The sequence below is a fragment of the Gottfriedia acidiceleris genome (genome assembly GCF_002128425.1).
In the GTDB taxonomy this organism is placed as follows: domain Bacteria; phylum Bacillota; class Bacilli; order Bacillales; family Bacillaceae_G; genus Gottfriedia; species Gottfriedia acidiceleris.
In genome coordinates this window covers 114,897-137,034 of the sequence record NZ_NESS01000001.1, presented here as the reverse complement: position 1 = coordinate 137,034, position 22,138 = coordinate 114,897, and the positions used below count along the sequence as shown (strand labels likewise).

Below are 22,138 nucleotides of genomic sequence, written 5' to 3'. Positions count from 1 at the left end.
TTTGCAATGAGGTTATTAATAAACGAAAAAGATTAAAATAGTTTAATTAATTCGTAATCATTCCTTTTTATGTATTAAAAAAATATAAATAAATTCTTATTAGACAATTAAATACATAGATAAATTTTAATTAAATATTCAAAATCGTAATTAATACGATTTAATCCTTTGTCATTATAGAACAGTAATTATTAATGTGCAAGGAAAATGAAATTTAAACCAATTAATATCAAAAAAAGTATGCTTTGATGAAAAAAATGCATCAAAACATACTTTTTATTAAGACTTTCTTTTTAAACGGAATTTACGTGGTTTCTTATTTTCATTACTAGATTGCTTCTTTTTACTTTTGAAAAATTGAAAGAAAATAAAGAAGATGTATAGCGGAATTGCTATATAAATAAAGAATGGCCACTGCTCTTTTTTAGCATGCCATACAAGATATAATGCGTATCCTAAAAAAATCGTAATAATTGTAGCATATTTAGGGATCGGAATATCTTTAAAACTCGGAATTTTAATTCTACTCACCATTAAAAATGCTAATGCTACGAAAACTGTAATGATGACAATTTGTGGTATTCGACTTCCAAATAAGGTTAAAAAGGCAACAAGACCACCGGCTGCTGTAATTGGTACCCCAGTAAAATATTTTAATGATGTCGAAATCGGTGTCACATTAAATCGTGCTAATCTATATGCGCCAAACAGTGGGAATAAACCAGCAATTGCTAGACCAAAGATACCTTCAGTTGAGAATTGTGTACAAAATACCAAATAGGAAGGTGCAACTCCAAAAGTAACTATATCAGCTAAAGAATCTAGTTCTTTTCCTAATTGTGATTGGACTCCTAAAACTCTAGCAACTCGACCGTCCATACTATCGAGCATCATTCCTATTAAAATAAGAATTGCGGCATTTCTAAATTCTCCTTTAGCTGCAAAGCCGATCGATAAAAATCCACAATATAAATTCCCTAAAGTAAATAGGTTTGGGATACTTTTTCTTATCATACATTCACTTCCTAAAATTGATATAAAAAATAGATATGTTCAAATTGATAAGTTATATTATAACCCAAAATTTAGCAAGAATGGAAACTAATAATGAAGTTCATAAAATGTTTGTAGAATCGACATAGAATTTTAAAAAAAATGCATTTTTTTGCAGCAAAAAAATATGTGAATAGTAATACAATCATATTGAACTACACTAAAATTAATAAAAAGTATGAAATTTGAACTAATCTTTTAAGAGATTTTAACAAAAAACAAATTAAATATTAAAAAAATACTTTTTTTTCTGAAAAGTTTGTAGTATATTGGAAAAGTAATAAGTGATTTTTCAGAAAAATAAGTAAATTATATAATGAATAATCACTAATATTTGGAGGTGCTCTAATGAAGCGTAGATTAGCAACAACTGTTTCAAGTTTATTGGTACTAAGTACAGTACTAGCGGCTTGTGGCAAAGACACAGAAAAAACAGCAACTAATTCACAGAAAGATAAGAAGCAAACATTAAGGTTAACTACAACTACTGAGATTCCTTCTATGGATTCAGCAAAAACTACCGATTCAATGTCATTTGAAGTCTTAAACAATGTAAATGAAGGTTTACTTCGTTTAGGAGAAGGTGACGAAGTAGTAGATGGAGTTGCTAATAAAGATTCGATTGAAGTTAGTAAAGATGGTCTAACATATACATTCCATTTACGTGATACAGTATGGTCAAATGGTGAGCCAGTAACTGCTAATGATTTCGTTTACGGTTGGCAACGTGCTGTAGATCCAAAAACTGCATCTGAATATTCATTCATTTTATACTATGTGAAAAATGCTGAAGCAATTTTCAATGGCAAAATGGCAAAAGACCAATTAGGTGTGAAAGCACTAGATGATAAAACTTTACAAGTAACGCTAGAACAACCAACTCCTTATTTCTTACAATTAACAACTTTTGGAACATACTTACCTGAAAACCAAAAGTGGGTTGAGTCTAAAGGAGATCAATATGGTTTAGAAGCAAATACACAATTATACAATGGTCCGTTTACTTTAAGTGACTGGAAGCATGAGCAAAGCTTTACATTAAAGAAGAACCCAAAATATTGGGACAAGGATACAGTTAAGTTAGATGAAATTAAATATAATGTAGTTAAGGATACTTCTGCTGCAGTTAACTTATATGAAAACGGCGATATTGATAAAGTAATGCTTGATTCTGAGTACGTTGATAAATATAAAAATGACCCAGAATACAAAACTCAATTAGATGCTCGTTTAGTATTTTTCCGTTTCAATGAAAAACTACCAATCTTTAAAAATGCTAAAGCTCGTAAAGCATTTGACTTAGCATACGATAAATCAGCTATTACATCTTCAATCTTAAATGATGGTTCTAAACCTGCATACTGGTTAGTACCTTCTGAGTGGGTAAAAGGACCAGATTCAAAAGATTTCCGTGATCATAATGGTGACTTTAACAAATATAATGTCGAAGAAGCTAAAAAATTATGGGCAGAAGCTAAAAAAGAACTTGGTAAAGATACATTTGAGTTAAAAATGCTTTCTTATGATGATACAACTCGCAAAAAAGCTGCTGAGTATATCGCTGGTGAGCTTGAGAAGAACTTACCTGGTTTAAAAATTACTGTAGCTCCACAACCGTTTGAAATCAAACTTGATAACGAGAAAAAATTAGACTACGACTTCTCATTCTCAGGTTGGGGTCCGGACTATCCAGATCCAATGACATTCATTGATATGTTCTTGTCTAACAGCCCATTCAATGAAATGGCATACAACAATCCAAAATACGATGAGCTTGTAACTGCTGCTAAGAAAGAAGCAGATCCTCAAAAACGTTGGGATGATATGGTAGAAGCTGAAAAAGTAATTATGGATGAAGCTGGTATTTCACCAATTTACCAACGTGGTCGTGCATATTTACAAAAAGATTCAGTTAAAGGTATTATTGCGCACAAATTTGGCGGAGATTTCTCTTACAAATGGGCATCTAACGGTAAATAATAGTATCCACAAAAAGAGAAGGGCGATCCCTTCTCTTTTTTAGGAATTTTTCTGTTATAAACTCAGGGGTTTATTTTCTTTTTTGATTATAAGAGATAGTTAAAAGTAAATGTTAATAGGTGTCTAAGACGGATCAATTTGTTTTGCTGGTTACTGTTTAAAATTGAGCTTGAAAAAATTTTAACTCTATTAAAACAAAAAAATATACATATATGTCCTACTTTAATCATTTAATGAAATTGGGGCAATTATTAATAGTTTTGGTTTAATATGCAAAAAATGTTTCGAAAATGAGGTTTTAATTACAAAAAAGTAAAGATTTATTTAAATTTATTAATTTTTTTGAAAAAAATGTCGATTTTTTGTTGATATTTTCTAAAAAGTATGTAAAATAAAAAGTAGGTTAAAAGTTATTAACTATTCGGACAATAAAAATTGTTTGAATATTTTAATAGTTTTTAAGTTTAATTGTTTAATTTTGGGGAGGCAATCTAATGAAAAAGAAGGTATCGTATTTTCTATCTTTATCTGTTGCTGTGAGCATGCTTTTATCTGCATGTAATTCAGACAACTCAAATGATGGTAAAAAAGAAACAGCAAAAGCAAAACCACAAGTATTAAACTTACTAGGTGCAGCTGAACTGCCAGGTTTAGATTCTAGTACTACTACAGATGCTGAATCTTTCAACGTTTTAGGTAACATCATGGAAGGCTTAAACATATTAGGTAAAGATGATGCAGTACAACCTGGTATCGCTGAATCATTTGATAAATCAGCTGATGGTTTAACTTATACATTCCACTTACGTGATGCTAAATGGTCTAATGGTGACCCTGTAACTGCAGGTGACTTCGTTTACGCTTGGAAACGAGCTGCAGATCCTAAAAATGCTTCTGAATATGCATTCATGATGAATGTATTAAAAAATGGTGAAGATGTTACTACAGGTAAAAAACCAGTTGATCAATTAGGTGTTAAAGCTGTTGATGATAAAACTTTAGAAGTTACATTAGCGAAAGCTATTCCATATTTTGATTCTTTAGTAACATTCCCAACATTTTTACCTTTAAATCAAAAGTATGTTGAATCTCAAGGTAAAGATTACGCTTTAGAAGCTGACAAGTTAATCTTCAATGGTCCATTTGAATTATCAGAGTGGAAACATGATGAAAGCTATAAGTTAGTTAAAAACCCTGATTATTATGATGCTAAAGACGTAAAATTAAAAGAAATTAACTTTAAAATCGTAAAAGATCCACAAACTGCTGTAAACTTATATGAGTCTGGTGAAGTTGACCGTGCTGGTTTAACTGCAGAGTTTGTTGATAAATATAAATCTAGCCCTGACTACGGAACAACTAAAGAGCCAACTGTATTCTTCTTACGTGTAAACGAATCGAAAAATCCAGCTCTTAAAAACGTTAACATCCGTAAAGCTTTAAATGAAGCATTTGACCGTGAAGCTATCACAGGCGTAATCTTAAATAACGGTTCAGTACCTTTATACGGTTTAGCTCCAAGTAACTTCTTAGATGCTAATGGTAAAGACTTCCGTGATGCTTCTGGAAAACTTGTAAAATACGATCCAGCTGATGCTAAAAAATTATGGGAACAAGGATTAAGTGAAATCGGTAAGAAAGATGTTTCAATCGAATTATTAGGTTCTGATACTGAAACTAACAAAAAAATCAGTGAGTACCTACAAGGTGAATTCACTAAAAACTTACCAGGTTTAAAAATTAACATTAAATCAGTTCCATTTGCACAACAATTAGACTTAAACACTAAGAAAGATTATGACATCTCATTCGGTGGATGGGGTCCAGACTACAAAGACCCAATGACATACTTCGATATGTGGACTAGTCAAAGCCCATTCAACCAAATGGGATTCTCTAACTCAGAGTATGATAAGTTAATCGCACAAGCTGGTTCAGATTTCTTATTAGATCCAACTAAGCGTTCTGATGCATTCTTAAAAGCAGAGAAAATCTTAGTACAAGACAATGCAGCAATTCTTCCAATTTACCAACGTGCGATTGCATACGTTATGAAGCCTAAAGTAACTGGAATAATTGAGCATGCATTCGGACCAGATTACTCTTACAAAAACGTTGTAATTAAATAATTAAGAAATGATAAAAGGCTGTTCTAATGTCAGATCACTGACTTGGACAGCCTTTTTTATATGTAATATGTTACTTTCATCAAGGTATTGCTTTATTTTGACATATTTTATCTTCCTATGTATTATCATTGTAGTACAAGTTGTTTTTAAGGGAGGGGGATCCTATTGACAAATATTATACATCAAATATTAGAATTTTTTGCATCATTAGGATATTTAGGGGTAGCATTAGGATTAATGATAGAAGTTATTCCGAGTGAGATCGTTTTAGCATATGCTGGTTATCTTGTAGCCGGGGGGCATATAAATTTTGCAGGTGCTTTAGTAGCTGGAGTTATAGGAGGGACTATTGCACAATTATTTTTATATTGGTTAGGTTATTTTGGTGGTCGACCAATCATTGAAAAATATGGTAAATATATTCTAATAAATAAGCATCACCTTGATTTAGCAGAAAAATGGTTTTCAAAATATGGCGTAGGAGTAGTGTTTACGGCTCGCTTTATTCCAGTTGTTAGACATGCCATTTCGATTCCAGCGGGATTAGCAAAGATGCCAATAAGTAAATTTACACTTTATACAATTCTTGCAATCATTCCTTGGTCTATACTATTTATCAAAATAGGTGAGAAATTAGGTAAAAACTGGGAAACTGCTAAAGAAGTTTTAGCTCCATATACCCCAATGCTAATCATTATAGCGATCGCCCTATTTGTTGTATATTTTTTAATAAAAAAATTAGTGGCAAAAGGTAGAAAATAAAAAAATATGATTTGTTTTACATAATATTACATATAATATGATAAATTTCAATCGGAAGGATGAATTTTATGTATTCTATGTCGTATGATGCATTAAAATCTGATCTATCTAATACTCTTTCAAACGTTCAAAATCAATTGAATACGGAAGATTATTCAATACATACAAAAGAGCAATTACAAAGTCAGTTAGAAGTTTATCAATACATTGATGAATTAAGTGATATGCATTATTTTTATAAAAGCGGATACTAAAAAATAGGTCACTATAAGTGACCTTTTTCTTTATTTGTGAATAATATAAATGCTCACTAAAATAACGGATGAAAGCGCTTGATTATTAGAAAATAGACTTTCTTTTTAATAAAGGTTGAAACATATATAAATGTTTCGTATGCTATTATTGTGTAGTTTTTGTTTTAGAATTAGAGGTGAATTAAGATGCTAAATTTTTATCTTTCAGATGCACAAGGGAAACTAAATCAAGTCGATGTTATTGAGAAAGGTTGTTGGATCAATGCGATCAATCCAACAGAACAAGAAATTCAATATCTAGTTCAAAAATTAGACTTAGATTTAGATTTTATTAAAGACCCACTTGATGATGAAGAACGTTCAAGGATAGAGGTTGAAGGGGAACACACTCTAATTATTGTTGATATTCCAATTGTAGCTCATGATGATAATGGGCACACAATTTTTGATACAATACCAATCGGGATGATTATTTCATCTAGCACGTTTGTGACAATTTGTTTAAGTGAAAATCCGATCTTTGAACGATTTATTTACCAAAAAGTAAAAGGATTTTTTACTTTTAAAAAGACTAGATTTGCACTTCAACTATTGCATACGACTTCTTCTTATTATTTACGTTATCTTAAACAAATTAATCGTAAAACAAATGAAATTGAAGCTGAATTACATCAATCTACTAGAAATCAAGAGTTATTTACAATGCTGAACCTTGAAAAAAGTCTTGTTTATTTTACTACTTCACTTAAATCGAATAAAATTGTCATGCAAAAAATCCTTAAAGGGAATATATTAAAAATGTATGAAGATGATGAAGATTTATTAGAAGATGTTATTATCGAAAATAAACAGGCAATTGAGATGGCAGAAGTTTATAGTAATATCTTAAGTGGAATGATGAATACATTTGCTTCAGTTATCTCAAATAATTTAAATATTGTAATGAAATTTTTAACTTCTATTACAATCATTTTATCAATCCCAACAATGGTTTCAAGTTTTTATGGGATGAACGTTGATAATATTCCATTAGCAAAAATACCACATGCGTTTCCAATTGTAATTGGTATATCTGCAATTTTATCAACAACAATTGCACTAATATTTTGGAAAAAAAGGTACTTTTAACTCACAAAGCCGCCGGTCATTCGGAGGTTATGTGAGTTTTCATTTTTAAAAGTACATGGGAGAGAGATTATGAGTACGAATTTTTATCATTCATTTTTACAAATGAATACGATCTTCATTTCGATTGTAGTCGAAGCATTACCATTTATTTTAATTGGTGTTTTTATATCTGGGATCATTCAAATATTTATTACTGAGGAAATGTTATATAAATTAATACCAAAGAATAGATATAAAGCAGTATTAGTAGCTATTTTATTGGGATTTATTTTCCCAGGATGTGAGTGTGGAATTGTACCAATTGTAAGTAGGTTAATAAAAAAAGGTGTTCCACACTATGTAGCGGTTGCGTTCATGTTAACAGGGCCGATTATTAACCCAATTGTATTGTTTGCAACTTTTATTGCTTTTGGTAATAATATTGAAATGGTTATTTATCGCGCTGGAGCTGCTATGATAATTGCTTATATAATTGGTATCGTATTATCATATTTAAAAATCGAAAATCCTTTAAAACACGATCTAGTAACAATTCCAGTTGATCATTCAATACCTGTTAAGAAAAAATTATGGAGTGTTTGTGTACATGCTATAGAAGAATTTTTCTCTATGGGTAAGTTTTTAATTTTAGGCGCATTTATTGCAGCATTCGTACAAACATTCATTCCAACTTCAACTTTAATGAAAATAGGTAATGGACAAGTTGCTAGTATTCTAGTAATGATGGCATTGGCCTTTATTTTATCACTTTGTTCTGAGGCTGATGCATTCGTAGCATCTTCATTCCAAAGTACGTTTTCTTTAAATTCAATCGTTGCGTTTATGGTTATTGGTCCAATGATCGATATAAAAAATACATTAATGTTATTCCAACATTTCAAAAGTCGCTATGTATTCACTATTATCGGATTAGTAATTGTATTAACCTTTTTCACTACATTATTCATTTAAGGGAGAATCGATATGGCAAGAGCATATGTACTATTAGGATTTACCTTCTTCTTAATGCAATTGCATATTAAAGGTACGATCTCAAAATATATTAATATGAAATACTCATATTTATCTCTAACAGCTGGGATATTATTTGCATTTCTAACTTTAATTCAAGTAATTCATACTTTAAGAACGAGTCATGATGAGGATGAACAACATGACCACGACCATAGACACCATCATGATCATACGTGTGATCATACTTGTGTACATGGACATGTTCATAAAGAAGCAAAAGGTTTTAAAAAGTTTTTAAATGGCATAGTTTTCATCTTTCCATTGTTTACAGGTATATTTTTACCAGTTGCAACATTGGATTCTACGATTGTTCAAGCAAAAGGGTTTCATTTCCCTGTTTCAGAACCGGGTAATAATGATCCTTTTATGCAAAGGCAATATTTAAAGCCAGATTTAAGTGTCTACTATGGGCAAGAAGGATATCAAAAATTAATAAAAGAAGAATCAAAAGAATATATAAATAAAAAAAGCATTGTCCTAAATGATTATGACTTTCTTAAAGGAATGGAAGTATTATACGATGAGCCGGGAAAATATTTAGGAAAGCAGTTAACTTATAAAGGCTTTATTTATCATGAAAAAGGATTAAATAAAAATCAAGTTTTCTTATTTAGATTTGGAATTATTCACTGTGTTGCCGATTCAGGTGTGTATGGATTGCTAATTGATTTACCTGAAGGGCAAACGTTAAAAAATGATCAATGGATTGAAGTTACTGGTAATATACAACAAATGTACTATCAACCATTTAAAGTAAACATTCCTTATTTAGACGTCACTAAGATTAAGGAGATTCAACCACCAAAAGATGAGTATGTATACCGTAACAAATAAAATGAGCCTATTTGGCTCATTTTTTTTAAAATTTTAAGATAAACAACTAACTATTTCTTATAAAAATGACAATTTTAGAAATTTCATTTACCGAAATGAGATGAATAATAGAAAAATAATATAAAAAACTTGTTCATATATAGACATGTACACATTCAATATCTAAATTTCTACGTATGTTATAAATGTACAATAAATAATTATAGAGGTGTTCTTAAATGTGGGGATTTTGTGGTTGCAATCGTAGAAGAGAAAGAGAAAGAGAAGAAGTTTCACCAGCAAGAGATATGAGAGAGTTTGTTGAAGTTCGTAGACCTTGTAATGAATGTGATTGCCATAGAAATAATGACAATGACAGAGTAATGAGTGAAAGTATGCATCATGACAATGACAGAGTAATGAGTGAAAGTATGCATAATGGTCATTCAAACAGAAATGAAAATAGAAATGAAAACAGAAATGAAAACAGAAATGAAAACAGAAATATGAGTAATAATAGACGTGGTGGATGTAGAAGAAATAGAAATAGAAATATGAATAACAGTATGGTATCACCAGCAACAAGCTCATTTTGTGAAACTCAATTAGAAGCTGCAAGAAATAGTTGCGTTGTAAACCCGTTCACAGCATTTAATCGCTGCAACAATAATAATATGTAATCTATTTAAAAAAGCTTTTCTCTTATTTAATTACGAACTTTTTTTGAGGTGTCTTTTAAGGCATCTCTTTTTTACTAATCTAAATTCTAAAAAAAGTATAAATGAGTTAGTTCCACTCAACCTCCTTTAAATAGGTAGACTTTAATTAATAGGATTTAATAATTTTTTAATTCTATTTTATAGGGCTTGTACATACGTTTTATTAGAGGTGATTTAATGAGACAATCAATATATATAAAATCTATTAATCTTAAACGTGTAACGGCAAGTGTCTTTGTAGGCATTGTCTTATTATTTTTGTTAGCAAGTTTATTCGTAACATCAATGAAAAATACTAAATCATATTATGTTCATCAATGGTTCGAAAAAATGAGCTATGAAGGATTTATCAAAGCGTTTGAATATGAAAATGGTCATTTTAAGTCAGGTGACGATTCAAATAAAAATGGACAACCTATCACAAATATTCTTTTTTCATTTATTACCAATATTAGACTGTACGATCCAAAAAGTTTATTAGTACATGAAATATCAAGTATGACAAAATTCGAAAATAATATCTTAGTTGCTGGCGAAGGAATTGATTTTACGAATCTTCCAATAGAATCAAGCCTAACACTCGACGAAATTAACCAAAATCCAACTGTTAAAGATCCAGTGAATGAACCAATTAAAAATCCAACAAATCCACCATCAAAAACTACAAATGGAAAAGATGTCTTTTTTATTTACCACACACATAGCTGGGAATCATTTTTACCTTTAATACCAGGTGCAAAGTCGCCAAATCAAGCTTCGTCTCCTAAAGTAAATGTTAGCTTATTAGGTGAACGATTGAAAAACAATTTAGAAGCAAATGGAATCGGTGCGATTGATGATAAAACAAATATTGGAGCTGAATTAACGAAAAGAAATTGGAATTGGGGAAGTTCATATAAAATGTCTAGGTTGGTTGTACAAGATGCGATTAATCAAGATAAGGATTTAAATTATCTTATTGACATACATCGTGATGATCAAAGAAAAAATGTGACTACTACTGAGATTAATGGTCAAAAATACGCAAAGCTTTACTTTATTGTTGGAGTAGAAAACAAAAATTATAGAAAGAACTTAGCGTTAGCTAAAAATTTAAATAGTGAAATTATGAAATTTAACAAAGGTTTAACAAGAGGAATATTTAGTAAAAACTATAAACAAGGAAATGGCGTTTATAACCAAGATTTATCTCCAAACTCAATATTAATTGAAGTAGGAGGAGTCGATAATACATTGCCTGAACTTTATAGAACAATCGACTTGCTCTCAGATATATTAAGCAAATACTATTGGGATCATCAGTAGTGTAATTAACTGAAAAGAAGACCGAGAAAAGATAGAATTTTCATGGTCTTCTTTTTCGTTGCTCCGGCTTTTACGTATCCATATGCTTTTAAACTCGCTTTCATATCCTTTTAGATAATTGTAAAGAATAGATACTAAGAAAATTGTTAAAAACCTAAGATGGAGGATTAGATATGAAAAGAGGATTTATAATCATTTTATTAATGTGCTTAATTGCAACATCAAAACCAGCAAATGCAGTTGCAGTACAAAATGAAGTATTAGAAGACGCGGTATTATCAATCTTATTTCCTAGTATAAATAACCGTTTATATAAAATGTTCGGTCCAGGAGAACAATATAATTGTGCGTCAATAACGAATATAAAAAAGAAATATAATGGTACATACGTATTTGGAGCAACAATTCAATTAGTTGCATATAAACAAGATCAACAACCACCATACACTCTTGTAAAATTTAATTTTTCAAATGATGACGGTGAATGGAGTATTCGCTCTGTTACTAAAGAACCAATTCAAACAAAAACTACTTCTTTATGTAGACCTCCAGTATAGTAGTATTTTTGAGATAGGACATGCGAAATTTTGGTAAAAAATGTAAAAATATATTAGGTAAAAAGAATTAAATTTATCATTTTTGATGATAAATTTAGTATAAAGTATGATATGATAAAGAAAAAATTTAAAGGTGGCAATATCGTTGGCGGGAATTGATTCAATAAAGGAGATTATCTATATTTATGGTGATAACCATAATCATTGCTTTATAACATCTGGCATAAATTATAAAGAGTTTGTTCAAGGACTTCCTTTTCCTCTTCAAAACATTCTTTTGCTAAAACACGATATTCAATGGTCCGAATTTAATTTAAATTCCTCTTTTTATTATGTTGAAAGAGAATATATTAATCAATTTATTTTAGAACATAGTGAACATGATGACCTTTGTTGGATCGATTTTGAAGAATTAGCGGATTTAGACGAGCTTGAGCCTAAAGAAATTGCAGAATTACTTTATCTTGCTCACAAAAAAGAACCATTACAAAAACCATTTATACCAAGATTAAACAATTCTTTTGCTTACATGAACATTAGTGATGGAATGTATCAAAAGGTTTATTATAAACGAACTAATGACTTTATTTTTATGCTCTGTAATGTAATATCATATAAAATTACACAACTTCAGAGAAGAAGTTTAAATATATTTAATCGTTCAAAACAAATTAATCCAATCAATATTAAATTAATGTTGACTTTATATCCTTTAATGGAGGACGGGTTAATAATTGATTTAAGTGAGCGTGTTGAAAATAGAAAAGTAATCGAAATACCAATTTTCCGAGTTGATTTTTATTCTGGAGTAGATGAAATTTTAGAAAACGTTGAAGAGTATCGTGACCTTACAAATCATTTTGCAAATTTAACTTATTCAAAGAAAGATGACGAATGGTCTGTCGTTCAAGTTTAAAGAAATTGATTGTCATTGATTTGTGAATTAAGTAAGTTGATACACTACTTAAGTAAGTGAATTGTCAGCGGGAATTTAAGTGGGCATTTAAGGTCCTTTCAGTATGTAGATGAAGTCTACAATAATTCTGAAAGGACCTTAAAGGTCTTTTTTTGCTTTTTTTCAATTTATCCTTAAAGAATTGCACTTAATACGATTAATAAATTATAGAAAATAGTTACAATAACCGAAAATAATCCAAACCCAATTGCTGTATAACCTAAAGTCGAATGGCCTTTAGTTACAGCGTATATTCCTAGTGCAATTCCAACGATCCCAAATAATACAGGCATTAAAAATAACGAAAATAGTGAAAAAAATAGAGCTACGTATCCAATTACAATACCAGTGGTATGAGATTTATCTGAAGTTGTTTCTGAATAAAATACATTCCTTGTGGGATAAAACTCTGCACTATACTCTTCATTTTGATCCTTTGGTAAATTGTGATTACGTTTTTGTTCTTTATGCTTTTTATGACGATACATAAAATTACACTCCTTTCTTTTAATGCCTTACCTTTAGTATGTAACTTTTGGTACCATCAATAAGTAGAAAGTATTAGTAATTTTGGATGAAGTGATTAAAAATTTCGAATTTTTGAAAATGAATTTTTTGTAAAATTGTGCTATAATTTAGATTATAATGAAGTGCAATTGGAGATGAGTGGATGAGTCAAGTTAAGTCAGATTTAGAAATTGCTTTTGAATCAGAAATGAAAAAAATAAGTGAAATTGCAGATAATTTAAATCTTTTTGATGAAGATGTTGAAAACTATGGACATTATAAAGCTAAATTGTCTTTATCAATTTTAGATCGTTTAAAAGATAATGAAGATGGTAAATTAATCTTAGTTACTTCAATAAATCCAACGCCAGCTGGAGAAGGTAAATCAACGGTGACTGTTGGGCTTGCACAAGCTTTCCACAAAATTGGCAAAAATGCAATGGTTGCGTTACGTGAACCTTCTTTAGGACCAACAATGGGAGTTAAAGGTGGTGCAACTGGAGGAGGCTATTCTCAAGTTTTACCAATGGACGATATTAATTTGCATTTTAACGGTGATATCCATGCCATTACTACGACAAATAATGCTTTAGCAGCATTTATTGACAATCATATCCATCAAGGAAATGAACTTGAAATAGATGTGCGTAGAATTAATTGGAAGAGAGTAGTTGATTTAAATGATCGTGCTTTAAGAAATGTCGTTGTCGGTTTAGGTGGTCCAACTGGAGGGGTTCCAAGAGAAGATGGGTTTGATATAACTGTTGCTTCTGAAATCATGGCAGTTCTTTGTTTAGCGACATCAGTTCAAGACTTAAAAGAAAGACTTAAACGAATTGTTGTTGCCTATACTATACATAAAACTCCAGTAACAGTTGGAGATTTAAAAGTAGAAGGAGCTCTAGCATTATTACTTAAAGATGCAATTAAACCAAATCTTGTTCAAACTATTGAACACACTCCTGCAATTATTCATGGTGGTCCATTTGCTAATATTGCTCATGGTTGTAACAGTGTTATTGCAACTAAAATGGCTATGAAATTAGGGGAATATGTTGTAACAGAAGCTGGTTTTGGTGCAGATTTAGGAGCAGAAAAATTCTTAAATATCAAAACTAGAGCTTTAGGTGTTACACCTGATGCAGTCGTAATTGTAGCAACAATTAGAGCATTAAAAATGCATGGTGGAGTAAATAAAAACGAATTGACTAATGAAAACGCTTTAGCGGTTAAAGATGGAATTCAAAACCTTGAAAAGCACGTGGAAACAGTTCGCAAATTCAATGTACCTGTTGTTGTAGCAATTAATAAATTTATTTCTGACTCAGAGGAAGAAATAAGTGTATTAAAACAATGGGGACAAGAAAACGGTATTAAGATCGTCTTAACTGAAGTTTGGGAACATGGTGGTAAAGGTGGCGTAGAGTTAGCTGAATCTCTTGTTAATATGTTAAAAAATCATAAAGAAAAATTTAATTATTTATATGAATTATCTGATTCAATTGAAAATAAAATAGAAAAAATTGCTAAAGAAGTTTATGGTGCAGACGGAGTGAATATTTCTCCTAAAGCAAAAAAACAAATTTTGGAATTTAATGAGAATGGTTGGGGCAACCTACCAATTTGTATGGCAAAAACTCAATATTCTTTATCAGATCAACCAAATTTAGTTGGAAGACCATCTGGTTTTAAAGTAGAAATAAGAGAGCTTAAAGCATCAATTGGTGCAGGTTTCATTGTTGCACTAACAGGTAACGTAATGACTATGCCAGGTTTACCGAAAAAACCGGCAGCATTAAATATGGACGTAGATGAACTAGGTCGTCCAAAAGGATTGTTTTAATTAACTTAATAACTTTATACTGAAAAATATACTCGCATTTGATGCGAGTTTTTTCAGTATGAGTTAGTGTTAAGAACAAAAAATACATCATAATAGGGGAGATGCTCATTTGATCAAGTTAGCTAAGTATTTAAAAGCATTTAGTACAAGCGTAATTTTAGCTATATTATTCCTATTTGGTCAGGCTATGTGTGATCTGAACTTACCTAACTATATGTCCGAAATCGTAAACAATGGCATTCAGCAAAATGGCATATTGCATGTTGCTCCAGATGCAATTAGTCAAAAAGGTATGAAACTAATGACTACCTTTATGACAGAAAAAGAAAAAGAAATTGTAATGAATCATTATGATTTAAAATCTACATCGGATAAAAACCAAAAAGGTAAAACTTACAAAAGTATTTACAAAAAGGCAGATAAAAACTTATATGTCAAAAAAGAAACAAATAAGAAAATAGAAAACCAACTTGATTATTCATTTGGTGTTGCTACTTGGACTCTTTTTACTTTAATACAAGAAGAATCTACTGGAAAAGTCAATCATACTAATAATAGTTCTTCACAGCGTTCAAATAAGATCGATTTGAATAAACTATATGAGTTGCAACCAATGTTTGATAAGCTTTCTGGAAATACGATAATAAACGCACATAATAAAGCGATTTCGTCCGATAAAACCTTACTTACTCAAAGTGGTATTTTGATGACGAAAGCATTTTATACTGAACTAGGGGTTAATTTACATAAAATAGGAAATTTATATATCGTTAAAATTGGTTTAATTATGATTGCAATTGCTTTGCTTGGTGGAATAGCAACAGTCATAGTCAGCTTTTTGTCCTCAAGGATTGCCTCAGGTGTTGCTAGGAATTTACGCAAAGATGTTTTCAAAAAAATTGAAAGCTTTTCAAACAATGAATTTGATAAATTCTCAACAGCTTCTCTTATTACAAGATGTACGAATGATGTAATGCAAATTCAAACTCTATTAATGATGGGAATTCGAATGATCTGTTATGCACCAATTATGGGGATCGGCGGAATCATCATGGCGATCAATAAATCCGCTTCGATGAGCTGGATAATTGCACTTGCTGTCATAGTGCTACTTAGTTTAATTATGGCGATCATGACGGTTGCAATTCCAAAGTTTAAATTGATTCAAAAGTTAATTGATAAGTTAAATCTAGTTTCAAGAGAAAATTTAACTGGTTTAATGGTAATAAGAGCTTTTGGAAATGCTTCCTATGAAAAAAAGCGATTTCAAGACGTAAACAGCGATTTAACAAAAACGAATTTATTTGTGAACAGAACGATGACGATGATGATGCCTGCTATGATGTTGATTATGAATGGTTCATCATTATTAATCATTTGGGTAGGAGCACATCAAATAGCAAAATCTGATATGCAAGTGGGTGATATGATAGCATTTATGCAATATGCAATGCAAATTATCACAGCATTTTTAATGATATCAATCATGTTTATCCTTGTACCTAGAGCTGCTGTTTCTGCTACACGAATTTCTGAAGTACTGTCTACCGATGTATCAATTATCGATCCAGAAAATAATAAAAGTTTTGATGCGGATAAAAAAGGATTAATTGAATTTAAAAATGTTTGTTTCCGATATGAAGGTGCTGAAAATGATGTTTTAAATCATATTTCATTTGTTACAAAACCCGGACAAACAACTGCTATTATCGGTCCAACTGGCTCGGGAAAATCTACAATCGCAAATTTAATTCTCCGTTTTTATGATGTTTCCAAAGGGGAAGTTTTAGTAAATGGTGTTGATCTACGAGAAGTTAACCAAAAAGATTTAAGAGCTAAAATAGGTTATGTACCTCAAAAGGGACTGCTATTAACGGGAACAATTGCTTCAAATATAAAATACGGTAATAAAAATATTTCTGATGAAGAAATGGAAAAAGTTTCTCAGATTGCTCAAGCAAGTGAATTTATCTCCCAAAAAGAAGGTCACTTTAATTCTGACATTTCTCAAGGTGGGGATAATGTTTCTGGCGGTCAAAAACAAAGAATTTCAATCGCCCGAGCACTAGCAAAGAAACCCGAAATTCTTATTTTTGACGATAGTTTCTCAGCACTTGATTTTAAGACGGATTTGGCATTAAGAAAGGCTTTAAGTGAAAATATAGAAACTAGTACGATGATCATTATTGCTCAACGTGTAAATACGATTATGAATGCCGAACAAATCATTGTTTTAGATAATGGCAGGATTGTAGGTCAAGGTACTCATAAAGAACTACTTAAAAATTGCCCAGAATACTTAGAAATTGCTTCATCGCAGTTATCCAAGGAGGAATTAGCATGAGCAATTCTAATAAAAATATATTTCAAAATCAGAGCGGTGGTCGTGGGCACGGACATATGTTTGGAAGAAATATTCCAATGGCTGGTCAAAAAGCTAAAGATTTTAAAGGTTCAATGGCTAAATTGATGAGTTATTTAGGAGTCCATAAAAGAACAATCTTTTTCGTTTTTCTATTAGCAATTGTTTCAACGGTTTTTACAATATTAGGTCCAAAAATTCTTGGTAAAGCGACTGATGAAATTTTTTCTGGAGTTATGAAACAAATTAGTGGTAGTGGAAAAATTAACTTCGGAAAAATTAGTGTAATTGGATTATGGTTAATAGGTTTATATTTATTAAGCTCTCTTTTTGCATATTTACAAGGCTATGTAATGAGTGGTGTTACGATGAAAGTAACATATAAGCTTAGAAGTGATATAAATGATAAGATTCATAAGTTACCTTTAAGGTATTTAGATCAGACGAGTCATGGTGAAGTTCTTTCTAGAATTACAAATGATGTCGATACAATTAATCAAACATTAAACCAAAGTTTAACGCAGATAATCACATCTATTACTTCGATTATTGGTATATCAATTATGATGATATCGATTAGTTGGAAACTTACAATTGTAGCGTTATGTATTTTGCCTCTTTCAATGGTATTTGTAATGATGATAGTTAAAAAATCTCAAAAACATTTTATTAATCAACAGAAGTATTTAGGTAAAGTAAATGGACATGTAGAAGAGATGTTAGGTAATCATGTAATAGTAAAAGCATTTAATGGTGAAGAGGATTCAACAAGAGCTTTTAGAGAGTATAATGATGCGTTGTATAAATCGGCATGGAGAGCAAATTTCCTATCAGGGCTTATGATTCCAATTACATCCTTTATTGGAAACATTGGTTACGTTGCGATTTGTATACTAGGTGGATATTTTACTGCAAACGGATCTATGACAGTTGGTGGAATTCAAGCTTTCATTCAATATGTTCGATCATTTACTCAGCCGATTTCTCAGATTGCTAATATATCAAATGTACTTCAACAAACAGCAGCTGCGGCAGAAAGAGTATTTGAATTTTTAGATGAAGTAGAAGAAGTACATGAAGAAACGAATGCTTTTTCAATTAAGCAGAATGAAATAACTAGTCAAGTTCGTTTTAATCACGTTGCATTTGGTTATACACCTGAAAAAATGATTATTCATGATTTTAATTTATTAGTTAAACCTGGCCAAAAAATTGCAATTGTTGGACCAACTGGTGCAGGGAAATCAACAATCGTTAATTTATTAATGCGGTTTTACGATGTTAATAGTGGAGAAATCACAATCGGTGGACATAATATAAAGAAGTTTAAAAGAGATGATCTTAGATCTCTATTTGGAATGGTACTTCAAGATACGTGGCTTTTTAATGGAACAATTGCAGATAATATCAGGTATGGAAGACTTACTGCAACGGATGAAGAAGTTTCAAATGCCTCTATTTCTGCACAGGCTGATCATTTTATTCGTGCCTTGCCTGATGGATACAATATGGTACTTAACGAAGAAGTGACTAATATATCCCAAGGTCAAAAGCAGCTTATAACAATTGCTCGAGCGATTTTGGCAGATCCTGAAATATTAATTTTAGATGAAGCAACAAGTAGTGTTGATACGAGAACTGAAGCACTCATTCAAAAAGCAATGGACAATTTAATGGTAGGAAGAACAAGTTTTGTGATTGCGCATCGCCTTTCGACTATTCGAAATGCAGATTTGATTCTTTGTATGAAGGATGGCGATATTATTGAACAAGGTACGCATGATGAATTAATTGATAAAGAAGGTTACTATGCAAACCTTTATAATAGCCAATTTGAAGTAATTAAATAAATCTAGATCCGATAAAATTGATTAAGGTGATTTTATCGGATTATTTTTTGTGTGGTTCGTTTATGATGAAACATAATAGAAAATAAGCGAATTTGGGAATCTTTAAATTAAAGGAGTTTGTATAATGTTTGATCCGACCGCTTTTGATAATATGAAGGTTATAGTAGAAGGGCTTATATATGACAAAGATTTAGATGGAGAATATGAAATCATCGACAGAAATGACTTGGTTAATCTATCCAAAATGGATCGAGTATTCTCAATTCAATTTAAAAAGTTAAACATGTCGACTAAAAAAACAAGTTGCACATTTTCAATGAGAACAACAGCTAGTGATTTATATAATGAATTAATTAATGGAAATACTGAAGTAGGATGTTATATTGAAATTGAATTTTCTTTTCCTATACCATTAGAAATCGAAATTATTCAAAGAAGTCTACTTTTATTTCAAAATAAGACAAAAGAGCAATATACTCCCGTTTATAACATTAAACACTCTATTTTAGATAAAAATATTATTGAATCGTCAGTAAACATAAAATTTCAAAATAAAATGACCGAAGATGACTTCGATCTTATAGAAGAATTGGTACATATAACAGAAATAATGTTACAATGGTACGATGAGCAAATATTAAAGGAGATTTAAATGGAACATTTTCAATTAGCAGAACAAACAATCTTAAAAATAAAAGCAAATAATATTACGAAATGGACAGCAGTTCAAGAGGAAGCAATTCCCGCGATTTTAGAAGGGAACGATGTTATAGCGCAATCTCCCACTGGTACTGGTAAGACGCTTGCATATGTTTTACCCTTGATTAATAAGGTTGATGAAAAGGAAGAAAATCCTCAAATTATTATTATGGCTCCAACTCGTGAACTTGTAATGCAAATTTTTCAGGTTGTTCAAGACTATACACAAAATACAAATATTAAGGTTGCCTCAATTGTTGGAGGAGCTGATATAAAACGTCAGATCGAAAAATTAAAACAGAAGCCTAAAATTATCGTTGGATCACCAGGCCGAATCTCACAACTAATTAAACAAAAAAAATTAAAAATGCATTGTGTTAAGACAATTGTTTTTGATGAAGTAGATGAATTATTAAAAACGGATGATCAAAATGATTTACCGCAAATTGTCAAAGCAACAATGAAAGATCGCCAACTATTATTTTTATCTGCAACGATTACACCAGCGGCAATGCAGTTTGCAAAAGAAACTAGTTCAAATCTAAAAGAAATTTCGATTGAGCAAAGCTTGGAAGGAAATATTGTTCATGGGTTTATTCCATGTGAAGAACGAGAGAAGCTAGAATTACTTAGAAGAATTGGTTCTGTTCAAAATATGAAAGCAATCGTATTTAGTAATGATCCATTTAAACTTGAAGGATTCGCTTCTAAATTAAATTTTAGAGGAATTAAAACAGCGGTACTCCATTCAAAATTAGGGAAAATGGAAAGAAGCCGAGTTTTAAAAGATCTTCAAGTTGGTAAAACTACTTTACTATTTTCTACTGACGTAGCAGCACGAGGGATTGATTTACAAGAGTTGCCATATGTCATAACACTTGATGTACCTGAAAAAGTTGAACAATATACTCATCGAAGTGGCCGTGTAGGAAGAATGGGTAAACAAGGTACTGTCATAAACTTAGTAACACCTCGAGAGAAAAAGAATTTATTTAGCTTAAGAGGAACTCAAAAATTGTTTTTTGAACATTTAATAGTTTCACATGGTGAAATACAAAAATTCGAAATGAAAGAAAACCAATTGAATGAAACACAAACGAAACCAGTTTCGAATCAAAATAAAAAGTTAGTTTCAAGCAAAAATAAACCAATGAAAAAAAATAAAAAATAACAAAAACTTCAGCCAAATGGCTGAAGTTTTTTAGTTTGTTAATTTTGATCCATAGCTAGTACTAATCCCATAGCTGAAACTTCTAAATCTAACTTAATAATCTCGAAAACTGGATGATTCTCATCAATATTCTTATTTTGAAGATCGTGCTTTACTTCATTGTATAGTGCCGATGATAGAATCCTACTTTTCTCATAAAAAGGTTGCTCTTTATTTTCTTCAAGCGTGGAAGCAGTCAGTTTTATAAAACGATCTAAATATTGTTTTAAAGACTCATATACGAAACTTGTATCTCTAGTTAATCCAAAATGACCGAAGCAAATAGCATTTGGATTATACTTTTGAATTTTTTCTGATGAACTTAGCGTTGCTTCGGATGAAAATTGGTTAGGTGATGTCGATGGTAAAATAAACGTCCCTATTTCCTTTTGAAGCTGTGGATAATAAATACCTAATGTATCTCCTGTATACATAAATTTACTAGAAGAATCGAAAATTGAAATATGGTGATTGGCATGTCCTGGAGTATGTAAAAATGTTAGTTTACGATTTTTACTAATAACAAGTTCTTCGCCATCGGCTACTTGATAAATTTTAGAAGAGTCAATAGGAAGAATTGGATTAAATAATCGATCAAAATCATCACCATAAACTTGTTTCGCACTCGCAATTAATTTTGTCGGATCTTCTAAATGTCTAGCTCCTTTAGGATGTACAAAAAGAGTTGCATTAGGACATTTTTCCATTAGTAAGCCAGCGCCACCTGAGTGATCTAAATGAATATGTGTTACGATAACACGTTTAATTCTGTCAAATGAAATTTGTAGCTCTTTTAATCCTTGTAATAAATACTCATGGGAAGGGCTTGCACTTGTTTCTATGATTGTAATATCATCATCAAAAATAATGTAGCTACCCGTTCGTTCCTTAAACGACAAATCAAATAAATCAATTAAATATGTATTAAAGCCTAAATCTTGCATAATCTTACCTCCATTCTTAAATTTAAAGGTGAAGAAAATAGTTTAATTAAACTA

At 30.8% G+C, this 22,138-nt stretch carries 19 protein-coding genes; 16 read left to right on the top strand and 3 right to left on the bottom strand.

Annotation, left to right across the window (positions count from 1 at the left end):
* Positions 1-279: 279 nt before the first annotated feature.
* Positions 280-1,014 carry a CDP-diacylglycerol--serine O-phosphatidyltransferase gene (gene pssA, locus B6K90_RS00670; protein ID WP_088010630.1) on the bottom strand — a complete coding sequence of 245 codons (735 nt, stop codon included), beginning with the start codon at positions 1,012-1,014 and terminating at the stop codon, positions 280-282.
* A gap of 387 nt (positions 1,015-1,401) precedes the next feature.
* Here pssA and B6K90_RS00665 point away from each other — a divergent pair, with 387 nt between their 5' ends.
* The 11 genes from B6K90_RS00665 to B6K90_RS00615 all read left to right on the top strand — a co-directional run bounded on the left by B6K90_RS00665 (position 1,402) and on the right by B6K90_RS00615 (position 12,630).
* Entirely contained in the window at positions 1,402-3,033 is a 1,632-nt protein-coding gene (locus B6K90_RS00665; RefSeq protein WP_088010629.1) for a peptide ABC transporter substrate-binding protein, read from the top strand.
* Between the two features lie 494 nt (positions 3,034-3,527).
* Positions 3,528-5,162, top strand: a complete 1,635-nt coding sequence (locus B6K90_RS00660; protein WP_088010628.1) for a peptide ABC transporter substrate-binding protein — start codon at positions 3,528-3,530, stop codon at positions 5,160-5,162.
* Positions 5,163-5,321: 159 nt separating this feature from the next.
* Positions 5,322-5,924 carry a DedA family protein gene (locus B6K90_RS00655; RefSeq protein ID WP_235821695.1) on the top strand — a complete coding sequence of 201 codons (603 nt, stop codon included), beginning with the start codon at positions 5,322-5,324 and terminating at the stop codon, positions 5,922-5,924.
* Positions 5,925-5,992: 68 nt separating this feature from the next.
* Positions 5,993-6,178 carry a hypothetical protein gene (locus tag B6K90_RS00650; RefSeq protein ID WP_088010627.1) on the top strand — a complete coding sequence of 62 codons (186 nt, stop codon included), beginning with the start codon at positions 5,993-5,995 and terminating at the stop codon, positions 6,176-6,178.
* A gap of 186 nt (positions 6,179-6,364) precedes the next feature.
* Positions 6,365-7,306 (top strand): magnesium transporter CorA family protein, encoded by a 942-nt coding sequence (locus B6K90_RS00645; RefSeq protein ID WP_088010626.1) that lies wholly within the window; start codon positions 6,365-6,367, stop codon positions 7,304-7,306.
* A gap of 69 nt (positions 7,307-7,375) precedes the next feature.
* Positions 7,376-8,257: a permease gene (locus tag B6K90_RS00640; protein ID WP_088010625.1), complete on the top strand. Its 882-nt coding sequence runs from the start codon at positions 7,376-7,378 to the stop codon at positions 8,255-8,257.
* A 12-nt stretch (positions 8,258-8,269) separates the two neighbouring features.
* Entirely contained in the window at positions 8,270-9,154 is an 885-nt protein-coding gene (locus tag B6K90_RS00635; RefSeq protein ID WP_088010624.1) for a TIGR03943 family putative permease subunit, read from the top strand.
* A gap of 218 nt (positions 9,155-9,372) precedes the next feature.
* Positions 9,373-9,813 (top strand): hypothetical protein, encoded by a 441-nt coding sequence (locus tag B6K90_RS00630; protein WP_088010623.1) that lies wholly within the window; start codon positions 9,373-9,375, stop codon positions 9,811-9,813.
* Positions 9,814-10,029: 216 nt separating this feature from the next.
* On the top strand, positions 10,030-11,157 hold the full coding sequence (spoIIP, locus tag B6K90_RS00625; protein WP_235821678.1) for a stage II sporulation protein P: 1,128 nt from the start codon (positions 10,030-10,032) through the stop codon (positions 11,155-11,157).
* A gap of 173 nt (positions 11,158-11,330) precedes the next feature.
* Positions 11,331-11,714 (top strand): DUF3888 domain-containing protein, encoded by a 384-nt coding sequence (locus B6K90_RS00620; RefSeq protein WP_088010622.1) that lies wholly within the window; start codon positions 11,331-11,333, stop codon positions 11,712-11,714.
* A 145-nt stretch (positions 11,715-11,859) separates the two neighbouring features.
* Positions 11,860-12,630: an oxalate:formate antiporter gene (locus B6K90_RS00615; RefSeq protein WP_088010621.1), complete on the top strand. Its 771-nt coding sequence runs from the start codon at positions 11,860-11,862 to the stop codon at positions 12,628-12,630.
* 173 nt (positions 12,631-12,803) lie between these two features.
* On the opposite strand, the gene B6K90_RS00610 is transcribed toward B6K90_RS00615, so the two are convergent.
* Positions 12,804-13,157 carry a permease gene (locus tag B6K90_RS00610; RefSeq protein WP_088010620.1) on the bottom strand — a complete coding sequence of 118 codons (354 nt, stop codon included), beginning with the start codon at positions 13,155-13,157 and terminating at the stop codon, positions 12,804-12,806.
* A 182-nt stretch (positions 13,158-13,339) separates the two neighbouring features.
* Between B6K90_RS00610 and B6K90_RS00605 the strand changes: the two genes are divergently transcribed.
* The 5 genes from B6K90_RS00605 (at position 13,340) to B6K90_RS00585 (ending at position 21,101) form a co-directional block, all read left to right on the top strand.
* Complete coding sequence (locus B6K90_RS00605) at positions 13,340-15,019, top strand: formate--tetrahydrofolate ligase (RefSeq protein WP_088010619.1); 1,680 nt, start codon at positions 13,340-13,342, stop codon at positions 15,017-15,019.
* Positions 15,020-15,128: 109 nt separating this feature from the next.
* On the top strand, positions 15,129-17,363 hold the full coding sequence (locus B6K90_RS00600; RefSeq protein ID WP_088010618.1) for an ABC transporter ATP-binding protein: 2,235 nt from the start codon (positions 15,129-15,131) through the stop codon (positions 17,361-17,363).
* On the top strand, positions 17,360-19,231 hold the full coding sequence (locus tag B6K90_RS00595) for an ABC transporter ATP-binding protein (RefSeq protein WP_212667527.1): 1,872 nt from the start codon (positions 17,360-17,362) through the stop codon (positions 19,229-19,231). The genes B6K90_RS00600 and B6K90_RS00595 overlap by 4 nt, the downstream gene beginning before the upstream one ends.
* A 124-nt stretch (positions 19,232-19,355) precedes the next feature.
* Complete coding sequence (locus tag B6K90_RS00590) at positions 19,356-19,883, top strand: hypothetical protein (protein ID WP_088010617.1); 528 nt, start codon at positions 19,356-19,358, stop codon at positions 19,881-19,883.
* Positions 19,884-21,101, top strand: a complete 1,218-nt coding sequence (locus B6K90_RS00585) for a DEAD/DEAH box helicase (protein ID WP_088010616.1) — start codon at positions 19,884-19,886, stop codon at positions 21,099-21,101. It begins immediately after the preceding gene.
* 38 nt (positions 21,102-21,139) lie between these two features.
* On the opposite strand, the gene B6K90_RS00580 is transcribed toward B6K90_RS00585, so the two are convergent.
* Complete coding sequence (locus tag B6K90_RS00580) at positions 21,140-22,084, bottom strand: MBL fold metallo-hydrolase (RefSeq protein WP_088010615.1); 945 nt, start codon at positions 22,082-22,084, stop codon at positions 21,140-21,142.
* Positions 22,085-22,138: the final 54 nt, after the last annotated feature.

Bases quoted from the DNA above. Each gene is read 5' to 3' on its own strand.
- spoIIP (WP_235821678.1), top strand. From the start codon at position 10,030: ATGAGACAATCAATATATATAAAATCTATTAATCTTAAACGTGTAACG.
- B6K90_RS00630 (WP_088010623.1), top strand. From the start codon at position 9,373: ATGTGGGGATTTTGTGGTTGCAATCGTAGAAGAGAAAGAGAAAGAGAA.
- B6K90_RS00605 (WP_088010619.1), top strand. From the start codon at position 13,340: ATGAGTCAAGTTAAGTCAGATTTAGAAATTGCTTTTGAATCAGAAATG.
- B6K90_RS00585 (WP_088010616.1), top strand. From the start codon at position 19,884: ATGGAACATTTTCAATTAGCAGAACAAACAATCTTAAAAATAAAAGCA.
- B6K90_RS00635 (WP_088010624.1), top strand. From the start codon at position 8,270: ATGGCAAGAGCATATGTACTATTAGGATTTACCTTCTTCTTAATGCAA.
- B6K90_RS00650 (WP_088010627.1), top strand. From the start codon at position 5,993: ATGTATTCTATGTCGTATGATGCATTAAAATCTGATCTATCTAATACT.
- B6K90_RS00640 (WP_088010625.1), top strand. From the start codon at position 7,376: ATGAGTACGAATTTTTATCATTCATTTTTACAAATGAATACGATCTTC.
- B6K90_RS00595 (WP_212667527.1), top strand. From the start codon at position 17,360: ATGAGCAATTCTAATAAAAATATATTTCAAAATCAGAGCGGTGGTCGT.
- B6K90_RS00665 (WP_088010629.1), top strand. From the start codon at position 1,402: ATGAAGCGTAGATTAGCAACAACTGTTTCAAGTTTATTGGTACTAAGT.
- B6K90_RS00610 (WP_088010620.1), bottom strand. From the start codon at position 13,157: ATGTATCGTCATAAAAAGCATAAAGAACAAAAACGTAATCACAATTTA.
- B6K90_RS00645 (WP_088010626.1), top strand. From the start codon at position 6,365: ATGCTAAATTTTTATCTTTCAGATGCACAAGGGAAACTAAATCAAGTC.
- B6K90_RS00660 (WP_088010628.1), top strand. From the start codon at position 3,528: ATGAAAAAGAAGGTATCGTATTTTCTATCTTTATCTGTTGCTGTGAGC.
- B6K90_RS00590 (WP_088010617.1), top strand. From the start codon at position 19,356: ATGTTTGATCCGACCGCTTTTGATAATATGAAGGTTATAGTAGAAGGG.
- B6K90_RS00620 (WP_088010622.1), top strand. From the start codon at position 11,331: ATGAAAAGAGGATTTATAATCATTTTATTAATGTGCTTAATTGCAACA.
- B6K90_RS00580 (WP_088010615.1), bottom strand. From the start codon at position 22,084: ATGCAAGATTTAGGCTTTAATACATATTTAATTGATTTATTTGATTTG.
- pssA (WP_088010630.1), bottom strand. From the start codon at position 1,014: ATGATAAGAAAAAGTATCCCAAACCTATTTACTTTAGGGAATTTATAT.